The sequence below is a fragment of the Arthrobacter sp. Soil_N43 genome (assembly GCF_057655195.1).
Window position 1 is genome coordinate 1 of the sequence record NZ_JBDGML010000020.1, and the last position, 15,032, is coordinate 15,032.

14 protein-coding genes are annotated in these 15,032 nt (G+C 65.3%); all 14 read left to right on the forward strand.

Annotated features, from left to right (window positions below; genetic code table 11):
- On the forward strand, positions 1 to 820 hold an 820-nt coding region (locus tag AC3A3W_RS00825; protein WP_487439996.1), incomplete at its 5' end, for a tRNA (adenine-N1)-methyltransferase.
- 82 nt (positions 821 to 902) lie between these two features.
- A complete protein-coding gene (gene arc / locus AC3A3W_RS00830) occupies positions 903 to 2,654 on the forward strand; it encodes a proteasome ATPase (RefSeq protein WP_487440007.1) in 1,752 nt (583 codons plus the stop codon).
- Positions 2,651 to 4,324 carry a depupylase/deamidase Dop gene (gene dop / locus AC3A3W_RS00835; RefSeq protein WP_487439997.1) on the forward strand — a complete coding sequence of 558 codons (1,674 nt, stop codon included), beginning with the start codon at positions 2,651 to 2,653 and terminating at the stop codon, positions 4,322 to 4,324. The genes arc and dop overlap by 4 nt, the downstream gene beginning before the upstream one ends.
- An 86-nt stretch (positions 4,325 to 4,410) precedes the next feature.
- The gene (locus tag AC3A3W_RS00840) at positions 4,411 to 4,611 is read left to right on the forward strand and encodes a ubiquitin-like protein Pup (RefSeq protein ID WP_104138540.1); all 201 of its coding nucleotides are present in this window, start codon (positions 4,411 to 4,413) and stop codon (positions 4,609 to 4,611) included.
- Between the two features lie 84 nt (positions 4,612 to 4,695).
- On the forward strand, positions 4,696 to 5,517 hold the full coding sequence (gene prcB / locus AC3A3W_RS00845) for a proteasome subunit beta (protein WP_487439998.1): 822 nt from the start codon (positions 4,696 to 4,698) through the stop codon (positions 5,515 to 5,517).
- A gap of 1 nt (position 5,518) precedes the next feature.
- Positions 5,519 to 6,226 carry a proteasome subunit alpha gene (gene prcA / locus AC3A3W_RS00850; RefSeq protein WP_487439999.1) on the forward strand — a complete coding sequence of 236 codons (708 nt, stop codon included), beginning with the start codon at positions 5,519 to 5,521 and terminating at the stop codon, positions 6,224 to 6,226.
- A 1-nt stretch (position 6,227) separates the two neighbouring features.
- A complete protein-coding gene (gene pafA, locus AC3A3W_RS00855; protein WP_205653291.1) occupies positions 6,228 to 7,592 on the forward strand; it encodes a Pup--protein ligase in 1,365 nt (454 codons plus the stop codon).
- Between the two features lie 111 nt (positions 7,593 to 7,703).
- Complete coding sequence (locus tag AC3A3W_RS00860; protein WP_487440000.1) at positions 7,704 to 8,633, forward strand: FKBP-type peptidyl-prolyl cis-trans isomerase; 930 nt, start codon at positions 7,704 to 7,706, stop codon at positions 8,631 to 8,633.
- Positions 8,634 to 8,674: 41 nt separating this feature from the next.
- Positions 8,675 to 9,070, forward strand: a complete 396-nt coding sequence (locus tag AC3A3W_RS00865) for an FKBP-type peptidyl-prolyl cis-trans isomerase (RefSeq protein WP_205653293.1) — start codon at positions 8,675 to 8,677, stop codon at positions 9,068 to 9,070.
- Between the two features lie 145 nt (positions 9,071 to 9,215).
- Positions 9,216 to 11,237 carry a helix-turn-helix transcriptional regulator gene (locus tag AC3A3W_RS00870; RefSeq protein ID WP_487440001.1) on the forward strand — a complete coding sequence of 674 codons (2,022 nt, stop codon included), beginning with the start codon at positions 9,216 to 9,218 and terminating at the stop codon, positions 11,235 to 11,237.
- Between the two features lie 10 nt (positions 11,238 to 11,247).
- Positions 11,248 to 11,610: a hypothetical protein gene (locus tag AC3A3W_RS00875; RefSeq protein WP_487440003.1), complete on the forward strand. Its 363-nt coding sequence runs from the start codon at positions 11,248 to 11,250 to the stop codon at positions 11,608 to 11,610.
- 35 nt (positions 11,611 to 11,645) lie between these two features.
- On the forward strand, positions 11,646 to 11,915 hold the full coding sequence (gene tatA, locus AC3A3W_RS00880; RefSeq protein ID WP_487440004.1) for a Sec-independent protein translocase subunit TatA: 270 nt from the start codon (positions 11,646 to 11,648) through the stop codon (positions 11,913 to 11,915).
- Between the two features lie 6 nt (positions 11,916 to 11,921).
- On the forward strand, positions 11,922 to 12,758 hold the full coding sequence (tatC, locus tag AC3A3W_RS00885; RefSeq protein ID WP_487440005.1) for a twin-arginine translocase subunit TatC: 837 nt from the start codon (positions 11,922 to 11,924) through the stop codon (positions 12,756 to 12,758).
- 24 nt (positions 12,759 to 12,782) lie between these two features.
- On the forward strand, positions 12,783 to 15,032 hold a 2,250-nt coding region (locus AC3A3W_RS00890), incomplete at its 3' end, for a DEAD/DEAH box helicase (protein WP_487440006.1).

A 15,032-nucleotide genomic window follows, 5' to 3' on the forward strand; every position in this document is an offset into this window, starting at 1 on the left:
GGTGAACAACGTGGGGCAGCAGTACCAGACCCTGCGTCCCCTTCTCTCGGACTTCGTCCTGTCCATGCCCCGCGGTGCTGCCGTCGTCTACCCCAAGGACGCCGGCCAGATCGTCACCATGGCCGACATCTTCCCCGGCGCACGGGTGGTGGAGGCGGGCGTGGGATCCGGCGCGCTGTCCATCTCGCTGTTGCGCGCCGTCGGTGACCAGGGCTACCTGCACTCCTTTGAACGCCGCGAGGAATTCGCCGAAATTGCCCGCGGTAACGTCGAAACCATCTTCGGCGGGCCGCACCCGGCGTGGAAGATCTCCTTGGGCGACTTCCAGGAAGAAGTGGTCCGCACGGAAGAGCCCGGATCCATCGACCGCGTGGTGCTGGACATGCTGGCGCCGTGGGAATGCCTTGACGCGGTCGCCACGGTCCTGGCCCCGGGCGGGGTGTGGATCAACTACGTCGCCACCGTCACGCAGCTCTCCCGCACGGCCGAGGCCATCCGCGCGGACGGCCGCTTCACGGAGCCGGACGCCTGGGAGTCCCTGGTCCGCGGCTGGCACCTGGAAGGCCTCGCCGTCCGCCCCGACCACCGGATGGTGGCCCACACCGGCTTCCTGCTGGTCACCCGGCGGCTCGCCGCCGGCGTCACCGGCATCTCCGTGAAGCGCCGGCCGTCCAAGACCGATTTCAACGAGGACGACGTCAACGCCTGGACACCCGGCGCCGTGGGTGAGCGGCTCGTCTCCGACAAGAAACTTCGGCGTGCTGCCCGGGATGCGATCGCGGGCACGAACGTCAAAGACGATCCGGAGATCACAAACTAGTCCGTATTTCGGATGTCTTCAGCAGTACTCGCCAACTTGGGGCTATGGTCTTAAGAGAAGCGCAGGAAGGGGCTGATGGATGATGGATACGCCGAACAACGACTCCGTACCTACGCCGGCCGAGCAGGCAGCGGCCAATGAGCTGTCTGTTGCAGACCGGCAGGTAAATATCCTCCGGGATAAGCTACGGCACATCGACCGGCAGTTGGCAGCTGCCACGCAGAACAACTCCAAGCTGGTTGCCATGCTGGAAACCGCCAAATCCGAGATCCTCCGGCTGAAAAACGCCCTCGACCAGGAGGGTCAGCCGCCGTACAGTTTCGGGACAATTCTCCAGCTGAACCCGCGGCGGCAACCCACCTCCGGCAGCAGCGGACAGGCCGCCACCGAGGAATCGGTGGACATCTTCAACGCCGGACGGAAGATGAGGGTGGGCATTAGCCCCCTCGTGAACATGAACCAGCTTGCGGTCGGCCAGGAGGTGCTCCTCAACGAGGCGCTCCTGGTCGTGGCAGGCCTCGGCTACGAACGTGCCGGCGAGCTCGTCACGCTCAAGGAAATGCTCGGCCCGGACCGCGCCCTGGTTCTCGGCCGCGCAGACGAGGAGCGCGTCATCCGGCTGGCCGGCCCGCTGCTGGCGGAAAAGCTGCGGGTGGGCGACGCCCTGTCCATCGATTCCCGGACCGGCTATGCCCTGGAGAAGGTTCCGCGGTCCGAGGTGGAAAACCTCGTGCTTGAGGAAGTGCCGGATATCACGTACGAGGACATCGGCGGCCTGGGCCCGCAGATCGAACAGATCAGGGACGCCATCGAGCTGCCCTTCCTGCACCCGGACCTGTACCGCGAACACGGCCTTAAGGCACCCAAGGGCATCCTGCTCTACGGCCCTCCCGGCTGCGGTAAGACGCTGATCGCCAAGGCGGTGGCCAACTCGCTGGCGGCCCGTGCGGCCGAACGGTCCGGCAACATCGACCTGAAGAGCTACTTCCTCAACATCAAGGGTCCGGAGCTCCTCGACAAGTACGTCGGCGAAACTGAGCGCCACATCCGGCTGATCTTCTCCCGCGCCAGGGAGAAGGCGTCGGACGGCAGCCCCGTCGTGGTGTTCTTCGATGAGATGGATTCGCTGTTCCGCACCCGCGGCACCGGCATCTCCTCCGACGTCGAAACCACCATCGTGCCGCAGCTGCTCAGCGAGATCGACGGCGTGGAGCGCCTGGACAACGTGATCGTCATCGGTGCCTCGAACCGTGAGGACATGATCGATCCCGCCATCCTGCGGCCGGGACGCCTCGACGTGAAGGTCAAGATCCAGCGGCCCGACGCCGAAGCGGCGGCGGACATCTTCAAGAAGTACATCACCATTGACCTGCCGTTCCACGAGGACGACCTCGCAGAGCATGACGGTGACGTCCAGGAGACTGTTGACGCCATGATCCAGCGGACCGTCGAGGCCATGTACTCCACGGAGAAGTCCAACGAATACCTCGAAGTCACGTACGCCAACGGCGATACTGAAATGCTGTACTTCAAGGACTTCAACTCCGGAGCCGTGGTTCAGAACGTCGTCGACCGCGCCAAGAAGTACGCGATCAAGGACCTGCTGATCACACAGCAGAAGGGACTCCGCATCGATCACCTGCTGCGGGCGGTCGTCGACGAGTTCCGGGAGCACGAGGACATGCCGAACACCACTAACCCCGACGACTGGGCACGCATCTCGGGTAAGAAGGGTGAGCGCATCACCTACATCCGCACCATCGTCCAGGGCAAGGCGGGGCAGGAGCCAGGCAAGTCCATCGAGACCATGCCCAACACAGGCCAGTACCTGTGACGGCCGGTTCCGAGGCAACTCCCGGGGGAGCGCTGCCCCAGGGGGGCGCCATGCGCGTCATGGGGTCCGAAACCGAATACGGCATCCATGCCCCCTCGGCGCCGGGGGCCAACGCCACCATGATGTCCGCCCGGGTGGTGCAGGCGTACGCCCAGGTCACCCGGCTGCGCGCAGCAGGAGGCGCCGAAACCCGGTGGGACTACACGGACGAGGAACCGCTCCACGACGCCCGCGGCTGGACGCTGGAACGCGGGCAGGCACACCCGAGCCAGCTGACCGACCAGCCTCCCGTGCTGGACGCCGAGGCAGTGGCACTGGCTTATGGACGGGAAGAGCTGGAACTGGACGGCGAGGATGAGTCCGGCTCGCTCCTGATGAACATGGTCCTCGGCAACGGGGCCAGGCTGTACGTGGACCACGCCCACCCGGAGTACTCCAGCCCGGAAGTAACCAACCCGGCTGACGCGGTGGCATGGGACGCTGCAGGCGACCTCGTGGCGCTGGCCGCCGTCCGGCGGCTGGCCAGCGACCGCGAACTTCCGCCGGTCAATCTTTACAAGAACAACACCGACAACAAGGCTGTCTCATACGGCTCCCACGAGAACTACCTCATGCCGCGCTCGGTCCCCTTTAACGACATCGTCAGGGGGCTGACGCCGTTCTTCGTGACGCGCCAGATCATCTGCGGCTCGGGCCGCGTGGGGATCGGGCAGGACAGTTCACGCCCGGGCTACCAGATCAGCCAGCGCGCGGACTTCTTCGAGGCGGAAGTGGGTTTGGAAACCACCATCCGCCGCCCCATCATCAATACCCGCGACGAGCCGCACGCCACCGCCGATAAGTACCGCCGGCTCCATGTGATCATTGGCGATGCCAACCTCAGCCAGGCGTCCAACTACCTGAAGTTCGGGACCACTGCCATGGTGCTGAGCCTGATCGAGGCAGGACTGGCGCCCAAGATTGAGGTGCACGAACCCATAGCGGCGCTGCAGACGGTCAGCCACGACACGTCGCTGACGGCCACAATCCGCCTGGTGGACGGCCGCCGGGTCACTGCGTTGGACCTGCAGTGGATCTATCACGAGGCCGCCGCGAAGCTCGCCCAGGACACCGGTGTGGCCGACGCGGTGGACGGTGACGGGCACACCCACGCCGTGCTGGACCAGTGGGCCACCACCCTGAGCCAGCTGGACAGCGACCGTCCTGCTGCCGCCTCCTCGGTCGAGTGGCTCGCCAAGCTGTCCATCCTCGAGGGATACCGGCAACGGGACGGCCTCCAATGGGGTGATGCCCGGCTGGGGCTGGTGGACTTGCAGTGGGCCGACATCCGGCCGGAAAAAGGACTGTACTACCGCCTGCTGTCCCGGGACCGCATGCAGCGCATCGTGAAGGACGCCGACATCGCAGCGGCGGTCACCGAACCGCCGTCGGACACGCGGGCATACTTCCGCGGACGCTGCGTGAGCAGCTTCAGCAAGGACGTGGTGGGGGCCAGTTGGGATTCGGTGATCTTCGACGTTCCCGGCTACGGAAGGCTCCAGCGGGTTCCTACGCGGGAGCCGCTGCGGGGCACGAAAGCACTGACCGGGGCCCTCTTCGCCCGGCACCGCGAGGCCGGTCCGTTCCTTGCGGAACTGCTCGGATCGACGCCGGCTCCGCCACCGGCATAAAGAACCCCGAAGTGCCGCTTTGCGTGGCAATATGGGCATACAGGATGTCCCACCGGAGGCGGCGGGACCTGAAGAAGGAGATGAACATGGCAGGGCAGGAGCAACAGCAGCCGCAGCCACGCGACACCGAGGTTGAGGAAGAGGTCCCCGCGCCGCCCGCACCGGCTGAGGGACAGGCATCTGCATCCACCCAGGGTGTCGATGACCTCCTGGACGAGATCGACGGCGTTTTGGAATCCAATGCCGAAGAGTTCGTCAGGGCGTTCGTGCAAAAGGGCGGACAGTAACCCGGCAGCCGCCCCACCCCGCACCGGGCACGGAAGCCTAAGGTACCGGACCGCCGCCGAATTACACGTTGAAGGAGTGCACCAGTGCAGGAGACAACAGCCAACAAGGTAGCCGCCAACGCCACCTCATCGTTCACTGAGCATCTCCAACGCGACCGTCCGGAATTGCTTCCTTTCACCAGGCCGCTTGCAGGCAGCGACCTCGCCGGCCAGCCCCTGCAGGTACCGCACGCCACCACGATCGTGGCCATGACACACGCCGGCGGCATCGTGATGGCCGGTGACCGCCGGGCCACGATGGGCAACATCATCGCCAGCCGCCATATCGAGAAGGTCTTCCCGGCGGACCAGTACTCGGTCCTGGGTATCGCCGGGACGGCCGGCATCGCGATCGATCTAACGCGTCTGTTCCAGGTTGAGCTGGAACACTACGAAAAAATCGAAGGCACACTGCTGAGCCTGGACGGCAAGGCCAACAGGCTCGGCGCAATGATCCGCGGAAACCTGCCCATGGCCATGCAGGGTCTCGCCGTTGTTCCCTTGTTCGCCGGATTCGATACGGCGGCGGGAGTGGGCAGGTTGTTCTCCTACGACGTCACCGGTGGCCGTTACGAGGAGCAGGAGCATCACGCCGTCGGCTCCGGCGCCATGTTCGCCCGGGGTGCCCTGAAAAAGCTCTGGCGGCCCAACCTCACCGAAGCCGAAGCAATCGCCGTGGCTGTCGAGTCCCTCTACGACGCCGCCGACGACGACTCCGCCACGGGCGGCCCGGATCCAGTCCGGCAACTGTGGCCCGTGGTCTACACCGTCAACCGCGCGGGCGCCCGGCGCGTCGCCGAGCGGGAACTCGCGGACATCGCCGGCACCATCATCGAGTCCAGGGCTGCTGCCCGGCGGGAGGCCTGACATGACCCAGCAGTTCTATGTGTCGCCCGAGCAGCTGATGAAGGACCGTGCGGACTTCGCACGGAAGGGCATTGCCAGAGGGCGTTCAGTGGTGGTGGTCAGCTGCGAGGACGGCATTGCCCTCGTAGCGGAAAACCCATCACCGTCCCTCCATAAGATCGGCGAGATTTACGACAAGATCGCCTTCGCGGCAGTGGGCAAGTACAACGAATTTGAAAGCCTCCGCCAGGCCGGGGTGCGCTACGCGGATGTCCGCGGATACTCCTATGACCGCGAGGATGTCACCGCCCGCGGGCTGGCAAGCGTCTACGCGCAGAGCCTGGGCGCCGTCTTCACCGCGGAGCAAAAGCCCTTTGAGGTGGAGCTGGCCGTGGCCGAGGTGGGCGCGTCCCAGGACCGGGACCACCTGTACCGCCTCACGTTTGACGGCTCCATCGCGGATGAACACGGCTTCATCGTGATGGGCGGGCAGGCCGACAAGGTCTCCGGAGCGGTGGAGACGGGATGGCAGCGCGACCTGTCCTTTGCCGGGGCCATCCGGCTCGCCGTCAAAGGCCTCGCAACGGACAATGAGACGCGCGACCTTCCTGCGAAAGCCCTCGAAGTTGCGGTGCTGGACCGGGTGTCGGAAAGCAGCAGGGGCACGCGGCGCGCTTTCCGACGGCTGACGGACGCCGATGTCATGGACCTTCTGGCAGAGGAGAGCTGAGATGGATAAGAGAATATTCGGCATCGAGACCGAATTCGGCATTTCATATTCGAGCCCGGACTCCCGCCCGCTGGCCCCCGAGGAAGTGGCACGGTACCTCTTCCGCAAGGTTGTCAGCTGGGGCCGGTCGTCCAACGTGTTCCTGACCAACGGCTCCCGCCTGTACCTGGATGTCGGCTCGCATCCGGAGTACGCCACGGCCGAATGCGACGACCTGGTGCAGCTGATCGCGCACGACCGCGCCGGAGAACTCATCCTGGACGACCTCGTGGACGAGGCCCAGTCCCGGCTCGCGGCTGAAGGCTTCAACGGCACGGTGTACCTGTTCAAGAACAACACGGACTCTGCCGGCAACTCGTACGGCAGCCATGAGAACTACCTGATTCCGCGCCGCGGCGAATTCACCAGGCTGGCGGAAATCCTCATCCCGTTCCTCGTCACCCGACAGCTCATCGCCGGTGCCGGCAAGATCCTCAAGACACCGCACGGCGCAACCTACGCCTTCTCGCAGCGGGCGGACCACATCTGGGAAGGCGTCTCGTCAGCCACTACCCGGTCACGCCCGATCATCAACACCCGCGACGAACCGCACGCCGACGCCGAGTTCTACCGCAGGCTCCACGTCATCGTCGGGGATTCGAACATGTCCGAAACCACGGCGCTCCTCAAGGTGGGAACGGTTGACCTGATCCTGCGGATGATCGAGGCCGGTGTCATCATGCGGGACATGCGCATGGAGAATCCGATCCGCAGCATCCGCGAGATCTCACACGACCTGAGCGGCCGTGCCCTGGTCCGGCTTGCCAACGGACGCCAGCTGACAGCGCTGGAAATCCAGCAGGAGTATCTGAACAAGGTCACGGCCTTCGTACAGGAGAACGGCGCCCACAATCCGCACGTGCCGCTGATCCTGGATCTGTGGGGCAGGACCCTGAAAGCCATTGAAAGCGGCGACACGAGCACCATCGACACCGAAATCGACTGGGCCATCAAGAAGAAGCTCATGGACGGCTACCGGAACCGGCACGGTCTGGGCCTTGACGCCCCCCGCATTGCCCAGCTGGACCTGACCTACCATGACATTTCCCGCAGCCGTGGCCTTTTTTACCTGCTCCAGTCCCGCGGGGCCGTCCGCCGCGTCACCGAGGAGACGTCCGTCAAGGATGCCGTGGATGCGCCGCCGCAGACCACTCGGGCGAAACTGCGCGGTGACTTTGTCCGGCGGGCGCAGGAACTGGGACGGGACTACACCGTCGACTGGGTCCATCTGAAGCTCAATGACCGCGCGCACCAGACCATCCTGTGCAAGGACCCGTTCCGCAGCGTCGATGAGCGCGTGGATGCGCTTCTTGACTCTATGGGCTGATATTCAGGTTCAGGCGTTACTCTGGAATAGGCCGTTTTGCGGTCGCGACTGCTTGGCCGGGCGCATTCCTCGCCCCGGCAGCATCCATCTTGCCCCGACGAAAGTTCTTAAGTGCGCCGACTACTAGCAATTCTCATTCCCGGACTGCTTCTGCTGACCGCCTGCGGCGGCGGAGAGCCTGCAGCCCCGGAGCCGACCAGCCAGTCCGCGGGTGAGACAGCAAAGCTTGACTCCCTGAAGCTGACTGAAAACGGAGACAAGAAGGCTCCAAAGGTCGAATTCACGAAGCCCCTCGACGTTACCGAGCCCACGGTGAAGGTGGTGACAGAAGGCAGCGGAGACCGGGTTAAGGCCAACCAGATCGCCGAGGTCTCCGTCCTGGCGCTGAACGGCAAGGACGGCGCCACCCTTGATGACAGCTTCCCCAAGGACCCGCAGCCCATTGAGCTGAACGACGATCTCAAGACCCAGAGCCCCATCATCTACAACGCCTTCGTGGGCGCGAAGATCGGGTCGCACCTGGCACTGGCTGCCCCCGGGCAGGCTGCCGCGCAGGGCGCCGAAGCGCAGCCCTCGCAGCTCCTCATCATCAAGGTGCTGTCCGCCAAGGACGCGCCAAAGGTGCTGGACAAGCCCGAAGGTGACAGCGTCACCCCACCGGCAGGACTGCCGAAGGTCACCGAGAAGGACGGCGTTCCCGAGCTGGACGTCAAGGGCGTCGCAGCCCCGAAGGAGCTCATCGCGCAGGACCTGATCAAGGGCAAGGGCCCCGAGGTCAAGGCCACCGATACCCTGACGGTGAACTACGTGGGCGTCGCCCTCGCCAGCGGCAAGAAGTTCGATTCGAGCTTCGACCGCAAGGAGAAGGCCACCTTCCCGCTGAACAACGTCATCAAGGGCTGGACCCAGGGCCTGACCGGCAAGACTGTCGGTTCCCGCGTGCTCCTCGTCATCCCCAAGGCCCTCGCCTACGGTGACGCCGGCCAGGGCGAAGCCAAGGGCGACCTCGTGTTCGTGGTCGACATCCTCGGCACCAAGTAAGTTCCCCAGAGCAGTTCACCTACCTAGCAGAAGGAGCAACCATGTCATTTGGTCAGCGCAACCTCGACCGCCAGAAGCCGGAAATTGACTTCCCTGAAGGCCCCGTTCCCACGGAACTCGTCATCACGGACCTCATCGAGGGCGACGGTCCCGAAGCCAAGGCCGGCGACACCGTCTCCACCCACTACGTCGGCGTCGCCTGGTCCACCGGCGAAGAGTTCGACGCTTCCTGGGGCCGCGGCGCGCCGCTGGACTTCAGGGTCGGCGTCGGCCAGGTCATCCAGGGCTGGGACCAGGGCCTGCTGGGCATGAAGGTCGGCGGCCGCCGCCGTCTCGAGATCCCTTCGGAGCTCGCCTACGGCTCACGCGGTGCCGGCGGCGCCATCGGCCCGAACGAGGCCCTGATCTTCGTTGTGGACCTCGTGGGCGTCCGCTAAATCCACCGGATGCCCTGCGGCAGGCCGGCTCCCTAGGCGTCGCGCGTCCCGCTTCAGCTGAAGCGCGGTAACAATCGGAAGGAAATTCCGCTTTGTTGCCGCGCTTTGGCGTTTTTCCGCACCCAGCTTTAGTAACGTAGCGAGGGTGTCCGCCCAACGAACTGAACGTCTGCTGAACCTCCTGATCGCCCTCCTGAACTCCAGGTACGGGCTGCGGCGCAGCGAGCTTCGGGACAAGATCTACGACAGCGCGGCGAGCGACGCGGCCTTTGGCCGAATGTTCGAACGGGACAAAAACGATCTCAGGGATTTCGGCTTCGAGGTCGAAACCGTGACGGACCTCGGATGGAGTTCGGACGATCCCGCGACTACGCGGTACCGGATCGGCAGGGAATCGAACCGCTTGCCCGACGTGGAGCTCACCCGTGATGAATGGACGGTCCTGCTGCTGGCCTCCCAGCTGTGGGAGCAAGCTGCCCTCGGCCCGGCGGCCACGAACGCCATGCGCAAGCTGCAGGCCTCGGGCAGCCTGGCGGACGTTGCGTTGCCGGCCGGCGTGCAGCCCCGGATTAAGCCGGCGGGCCAGGCCTTTGAAGACCTCGTGGCCGCGATGCACGCCCAGCACCCGGTCCGGTTCCGGTACCTTGCCGGCAGCACCGGCAGGGAAGAGGAACGGGTGGTCGAGCCCTGGGGACTGGGCAGCCGGTTCGGCCAGTGGTACCTGGTGGGCTATGACCGTGGCCGCCAAGCGAAACGGTTCTTCCGGCTCTCACGTTTCACGTCCGCGGTATCGGTCCTGGCAAAGGAAACCTTTGTGCCGCCGTCCGGCTTTAACGTCCGCGCCGAACTGGACAGCCTCCCGGAGCTCCCGCTGCGGTCCGCCGTCGTCGATGTCCGGAACGACCGCCTGCTGGGGCTGCGGAAGCGGGCGGACCCTGCCGCCGCCGGATCAGGAGCCGGATCAGTCGCCGGATCAGGCGCCGTCGAATCAGCGGCCGGAAGGCCCGACGACGGGTGGGACCGGCTGGCGGTTCCCTACCGGGACGCCGAGCTGCTTGGCGAGGAACTTGCGTCCTATGGTCCGAACGCCAAAGTGGTCGAGCCCGCGGAGCTGGCCTCCGCAGTCCGGCGCCGGCTGGAGGGCGCCGCAGCATTTCTGGCCGAGCCCGTGCCCTCCTACACTTTCTCCGGCGGTGCCACGGGGAAGCGCGCCCGCAAACGCACTTCCGAGGACCAGCTCAAGCGCATGCTCCAGCTGGTGCCCTTCCTGGTGCACAACCAGGGCCTCCACATCCAGGACGTGGCGGACCAGTTCGGCATCACGCGGCAGGAACTTGAAAACGACCTGCTGATCCTCATCTGCTCTGGCCTTCCGCAGGGCTATCCCGATGAGCTGCTGGACATCCAGTGGGAGGACGACCACGTCTTCATCACCCAGTCACTGGAGCTTAACCGGCCCGTCCGGTTCACGGTGGACGAGGCCTGTGCACTGCTGACGGGCCTGGAAACCCTCAACGGGCTGCCCGGGCTCGCCGAAGGTGGTGCCCTGGAGTCCGTCACACTGAAGCTCGTGGCGGCCGCGGGGGAGGAGGGGCTGCGGGCAGGTGCACTGTCTCCGGAGGTGGGTCCGGGCAACACTGCCAACCTCGAGACGATCCGCGAGGCCGTCACATCCGGGCAGCAGCTACACCTTGTCTACCTGTCGGCACAAAAGGATTCCCTCTCGGAGCGCGACGTGGACCCTCTCCGGCTCTATTCCATGGACAACACCTGGTACCTCGAGGCGTACTGCCACTCGGCGGAAGGATTGAGGAACTTCAGGCTGGACCGCATTGAAGACCTCAGGCCGAACGGACGCCCCGTCTCGGCGCCAGTATTGCCCGACGGCGGGTTTCCGGCCAAACTCTTCACCCCGAACGACGACGACACCCTGGTGACCGTTCAGCTCACCGCACGGGGCGCCGGGCTGGCGGACGACTACTACGCGGAGCGGACGGCCGCCCTGCCCGACGGCGGACTGGTTGCCGAGATCCGGTTCGGCAGCACCTCATGGTTGCCCATGTTCGTCGCGCAGCACGGCGGTGCGGTCAGGATTCTCGAGCCCGCCGGGCTCGCGGAGGCGTCCCGGGACTGGATCGAAGCGGCCCTGGCCCAGTACGCCCGCTAGACTACTCAGCATGCCTTGGTGGTCATGGATCCTGATCTGGATTGCGCTGATAGCGCTTTCCCTGCTCTTCTATCTCCTGTTGGGAATCCGGCTGTTCCGGAAATTCATGACAACCGTGAAGGAACTTGGGGCGGCCGGCGACAACCTGGGCCACCTGCCCGACCCCGACTCCGCGGCGGACATAGCGGACGGCGACGCCCCGCGGACGCAGCGAATCCCGCCGGGAGCCGCCGTCTTTGCCTCACCGCACGAGATGCGCCATGATTACCACGAATCAAAGTCATCCCGCGTGGAGATCCGGCGGCAGCGCAGGATCCGTCGCAAGGCCGAGCGGGGACAGCCCCAGGCTTTGCGCGACATCGAATTGGGATAAACGTAGGATGTACTTAAACGAAAGGACCACCCGCCATGAGGCTTGAAGGCTGGCATCTCATCATTATCATCGTTCTGGCATTGGTGCTTTTCGCGGCACCAAAGCTTCCCGGCATGGCCCGGAGCCTGGGCCAGTCGATGCGCATCTTTAAGTCGGAAGTCCGCGAGATGAAGAAGGACGACACGGCGGACGCGAAGGACGGTTCCGGTCCTGTTGAAGGCAAAGTCGTGAACCACCCCCGTTCAGCCACCACCGACAACAACCCTGCAGACGGCCACGACGCTCAGCCGCCGAACCGCGCCTAAGTCCACATGGCAGTAACCATGGGTCGTCGATCCAATCCTGAGGGACGGATGGCGCTGCTGGACCATCTGAAAGAACTCAGGAACAGGCTGTTCAAGTCCGCCATCGCGGTTGTCCTTGCCACCGTCGCAGGGTTCATGGTCTACCAGCCGATGCTGGCCGCCCTGATCAAGCCCATCCGCGACCTCAACGAGAACGAGGGCCGTCAGGCGACCCTCAACTTTGACGGCGTGGCAAGTTCCTTCGACCTCATGATCCAGGTTTCCGTATTCCTGGGCGTGATCATCGCCAGCCCGGTTTGGCTATACCAGCTGTGGGCCTTCATCGTGCCCGGCCTCCACAAAAAGGAGCGGCGCCTGGCCCTGTCGTTCGTCGCGGCGGCCGTGCCCCTGTTCGTCGGCGGCGTCACGCTGGCATGGCTGGTCCTGCCCAATGCTGTCCGGGTCCTGACGGAATTCACTCCGTCCGGCGGTTCCAACTTCATCAGCGCCCAGGTCTACTTGTCGTTTGTCCTCCGGCTGCTGCTGGCGTTCGGCATCGCGTTCCTGCTGCCCGTGGTCCTGTTCGGACTGAACCTCGCCGGAATCCTCCGCGGCGAACAGCTCGTCAAGAGCTGGCGGATCACCGTCTTCCTCGTGTGCCTGTTCGCTGCCATGGCAGCGCCGGGAGCCGACGCCATGAGCATGTTCTACCTCGCGGGCCCCATGCTTGCACTGTTTTTCGCCGCCATCGGCCTGTGCCTCCTCAATGACCGCCGCCGCGACCGCCGGGCTGCCAAGCGCGCAGCTGAGACCGAGGCCACGGCCGATATCGCGACCCCGGGCAGCGAACTGAAGAATCTCTAGCGTCCGCCCAGCTAGGCTTGAGGAATGTCCACATCACCGGATTCAATGTCGCCAGCCGAACGATACAGGGCCAGCGCCGAACGGACGGCGGAATCCAAAACCTACCTCGGAGCGTTCGCCCGCACCCTTGACTTTGAACTGGACGACTTTCAGCGTGACGCCTGCCGTTCGCTCCAGGACGGCCGGGGCGTCCTGGTGGCCGCGCCCACCGGTGCCGGAAAGACGATTGTTGGCGAGTTTGCCATCTACCTTGCCCTGCAGCGCGGGCTGAAGGCCTTCTACACCACGCCCATCAAGGCACTGAGCAACCAGAAGTACACCGAGCTGGCCGACAAGTACGGTGCCGACAATGTGGGCCTGCTGACCGGCGACACCAGCATCAACGGCGACGCGCCCGTGGTGGTAATGACCACCGAGGTTCTCAGGAACATGCTCTACGCCGACTCAGCGACCCTCGACGACCTCGGCTTCGTGGTCATGGACGAGGTCCACTACCTGGCCGACCGGTTCCGCGGCGCGGTGTGGGAGGAAGTCATCATCCACCTCCCGAGCGAAGTCCAGGTGGCCTCGCTGAGTGCCACCGTCTCGAACGCCGAGGAATTCGGTGCGTGGCTGGACACGGTCAGGGGAGACACCGACGTCATCGTCTCCGAGCACCGCCCCGTCCCGCTCTGGCAGCACGTCATGGTGGGCAAGGAGATCGTGGATCTGTTCGCCGGGGACACGGCCTTCGACGAAATCGCCCCCGAAGGGGACCCCGCCACCGCCTCGGCGCTCCCGGCCCCGCCCAGCGCGGACGACGCCGGACAGCGCGGATTCGAGGTCAACCCGGAACTGCTGTCCATGGCCCGCGCGGAGAGCCAGCTGAATTTCCAGGGCCGGTTCGGGCACGGCGGCAGGAGCCAGCGGCGGCAACACCGTCAGCGTGCCGAGGACCGGTCCCAGCAGGCGGCACCGCGCACGGCGATCCGCCGGGCCAGCCGGCCGCAGGTGATTGCCAGCCTGGACCGGCAGGATCTGCTGCCCGCCATTACCTTCATCTTCTCCCGGGCCGGCTGCGATGCCGCGGTCTCGCAGTGCGTTGCCTCCGGGCTGTGGCTCACCACCGAGAGGGAACAGCGGATCATCGCCCAGCGCGTCGATGAAGCCGGGCAGGACATCCCGTCCGACGACCTTGAGGTGCTGGGCTTCTGGAACTGGCGCGACGGGCTGCTCCGGGGCATAGCGGCCCACCATGCCGGCATGCTGCCCACGTTCAAGGAAGTGGTGGAGAAGCTCTTCGCCGAGGGCCTCGTCAAGGCTGTGTTCGCCACGGAAACGCTGGCCCTGGGCGTCAACATGCCGGCACGCTGCGTGGTCCTGGAAAAGCTGGATAAATTCAACGGCGAAGCGCACGTGGACATCACGGCGGGGGAGTATACGCAGCTCACCGGCCGGGCGGGCCGGCGGGGCATCGACGTCGAGGGCCACGCCGTGGTGCTCTGGCAGCCCGGCACCGACCCGACGGCAGTTGCGGGCCTGGCATCGCGGCGGACGTATCCGCTGAATTCCAGCTTCAGGCCCACCTACAACATGAGTATCAACCTCCTGGCACAATTTGGACGGCCACGGGCACGGGAAATCCTCGAATCCTCGTTTGCCCAGTTCCAGGCTGACCGCTCCGTGGTGGGTCTGGCGAAGCAGGTGCGGAGCCGGGAGGAATCCCTGGCGGGGTATGCCAAGTCCATGACCTGCCACCTGGGTGACTTCACCGAATATGCCCGGCTGCGGCGGGAGCTGTCCGACGCCGAGAACTTCACCTCACGGGGCAAATCCAGGGCACGGAAATCGCTGAACGAGGATTCCCTCAGCCGCCTCCTGCCAGGTGATGTGGTTGACGTTCCGGCCGGCCGAGCCCCCGGTTACGCAGTGGTGCTGAGTTCCGACCACAGCTCACGTGAGCCGCGCCCGGCCGTGCTCACCATGGAAAACCAGCTGCGCCGGATCGGCATCGACGACCTCGAGGGGCCCATATCCCCGTTGACCCGGATCAGGATTCCGAAGTCCTTCAACGCCAAGGTCCCGAAATCCCGCAGGGACCTGGCCTCGTCCGTCCGCAATGCCCTGCGGGAGAACCGTCCGCCGGCTCCCGGCAACCCGCGCAACGCCGACTTCGGCCTCGGAGCAGGGCTGCCGAACCAGGAAAAGAAGATCGCCGAACTTCGGCGGGCACTGCGCGCCCACCCCTGCCACGGCTGCAGCGAACGCGAGGACCACGCGCGTTGGTCTGAACGG

Coding starts and splice junctions, on each gene's coding strand:
- arc (WP_487440007.1), top strand. CDS start 903: ATGGATACGCCGAACAACGACTCCGTACCTACGCCGGCCGAGCAGGCA.
- AC3A3W_RS00840 (WP_104138540.1), top strand. CDS start 4,411: ATGGCAGGGCAGGAGCAACAGCAGCCGCAGCCACGCGACACCGAGGTT.
- prcA (WP_487439999.1), top strand. CDS start 5,519: ATGACCCAGCAGTTCTATGTGTCGCCCGAGCAGCTGATGAAGGACCGT.
- pafA (WP_205653291.1), top strand. CDS start 6,228: ATGGATAAGAGAATATTCGGCATCGAGACCGAATTCGGCATTTCATAT.
- AC3A3W_RS00865 (WP_205653293.1), top strand. CDS start 8,675: ATGTCATTTGGTCAGCGCAACCTCGACCGCCAGAAGCCGGAAATTGAC.
- AC3A3W_RS00875 (WP_487440003.1), top strand. CDS start 11,248: ATGCCTTGGTGGTCATGGATCCTGATCTGGATTGCGCTGATAGCGCTT.
- tatA (WP_487440004.1), top strand. CDS start 11,646: ATGAGGCTTGAAGGCTGGCATCTCATCATTATCATCGTTCTGGCATTG.
- tatC (WP_487440005.1), top strand. CDS start 11,922: ATGGCAGTAACCATGGGTCGTCGATCCAATCCTGAGGGACGGATGGCG.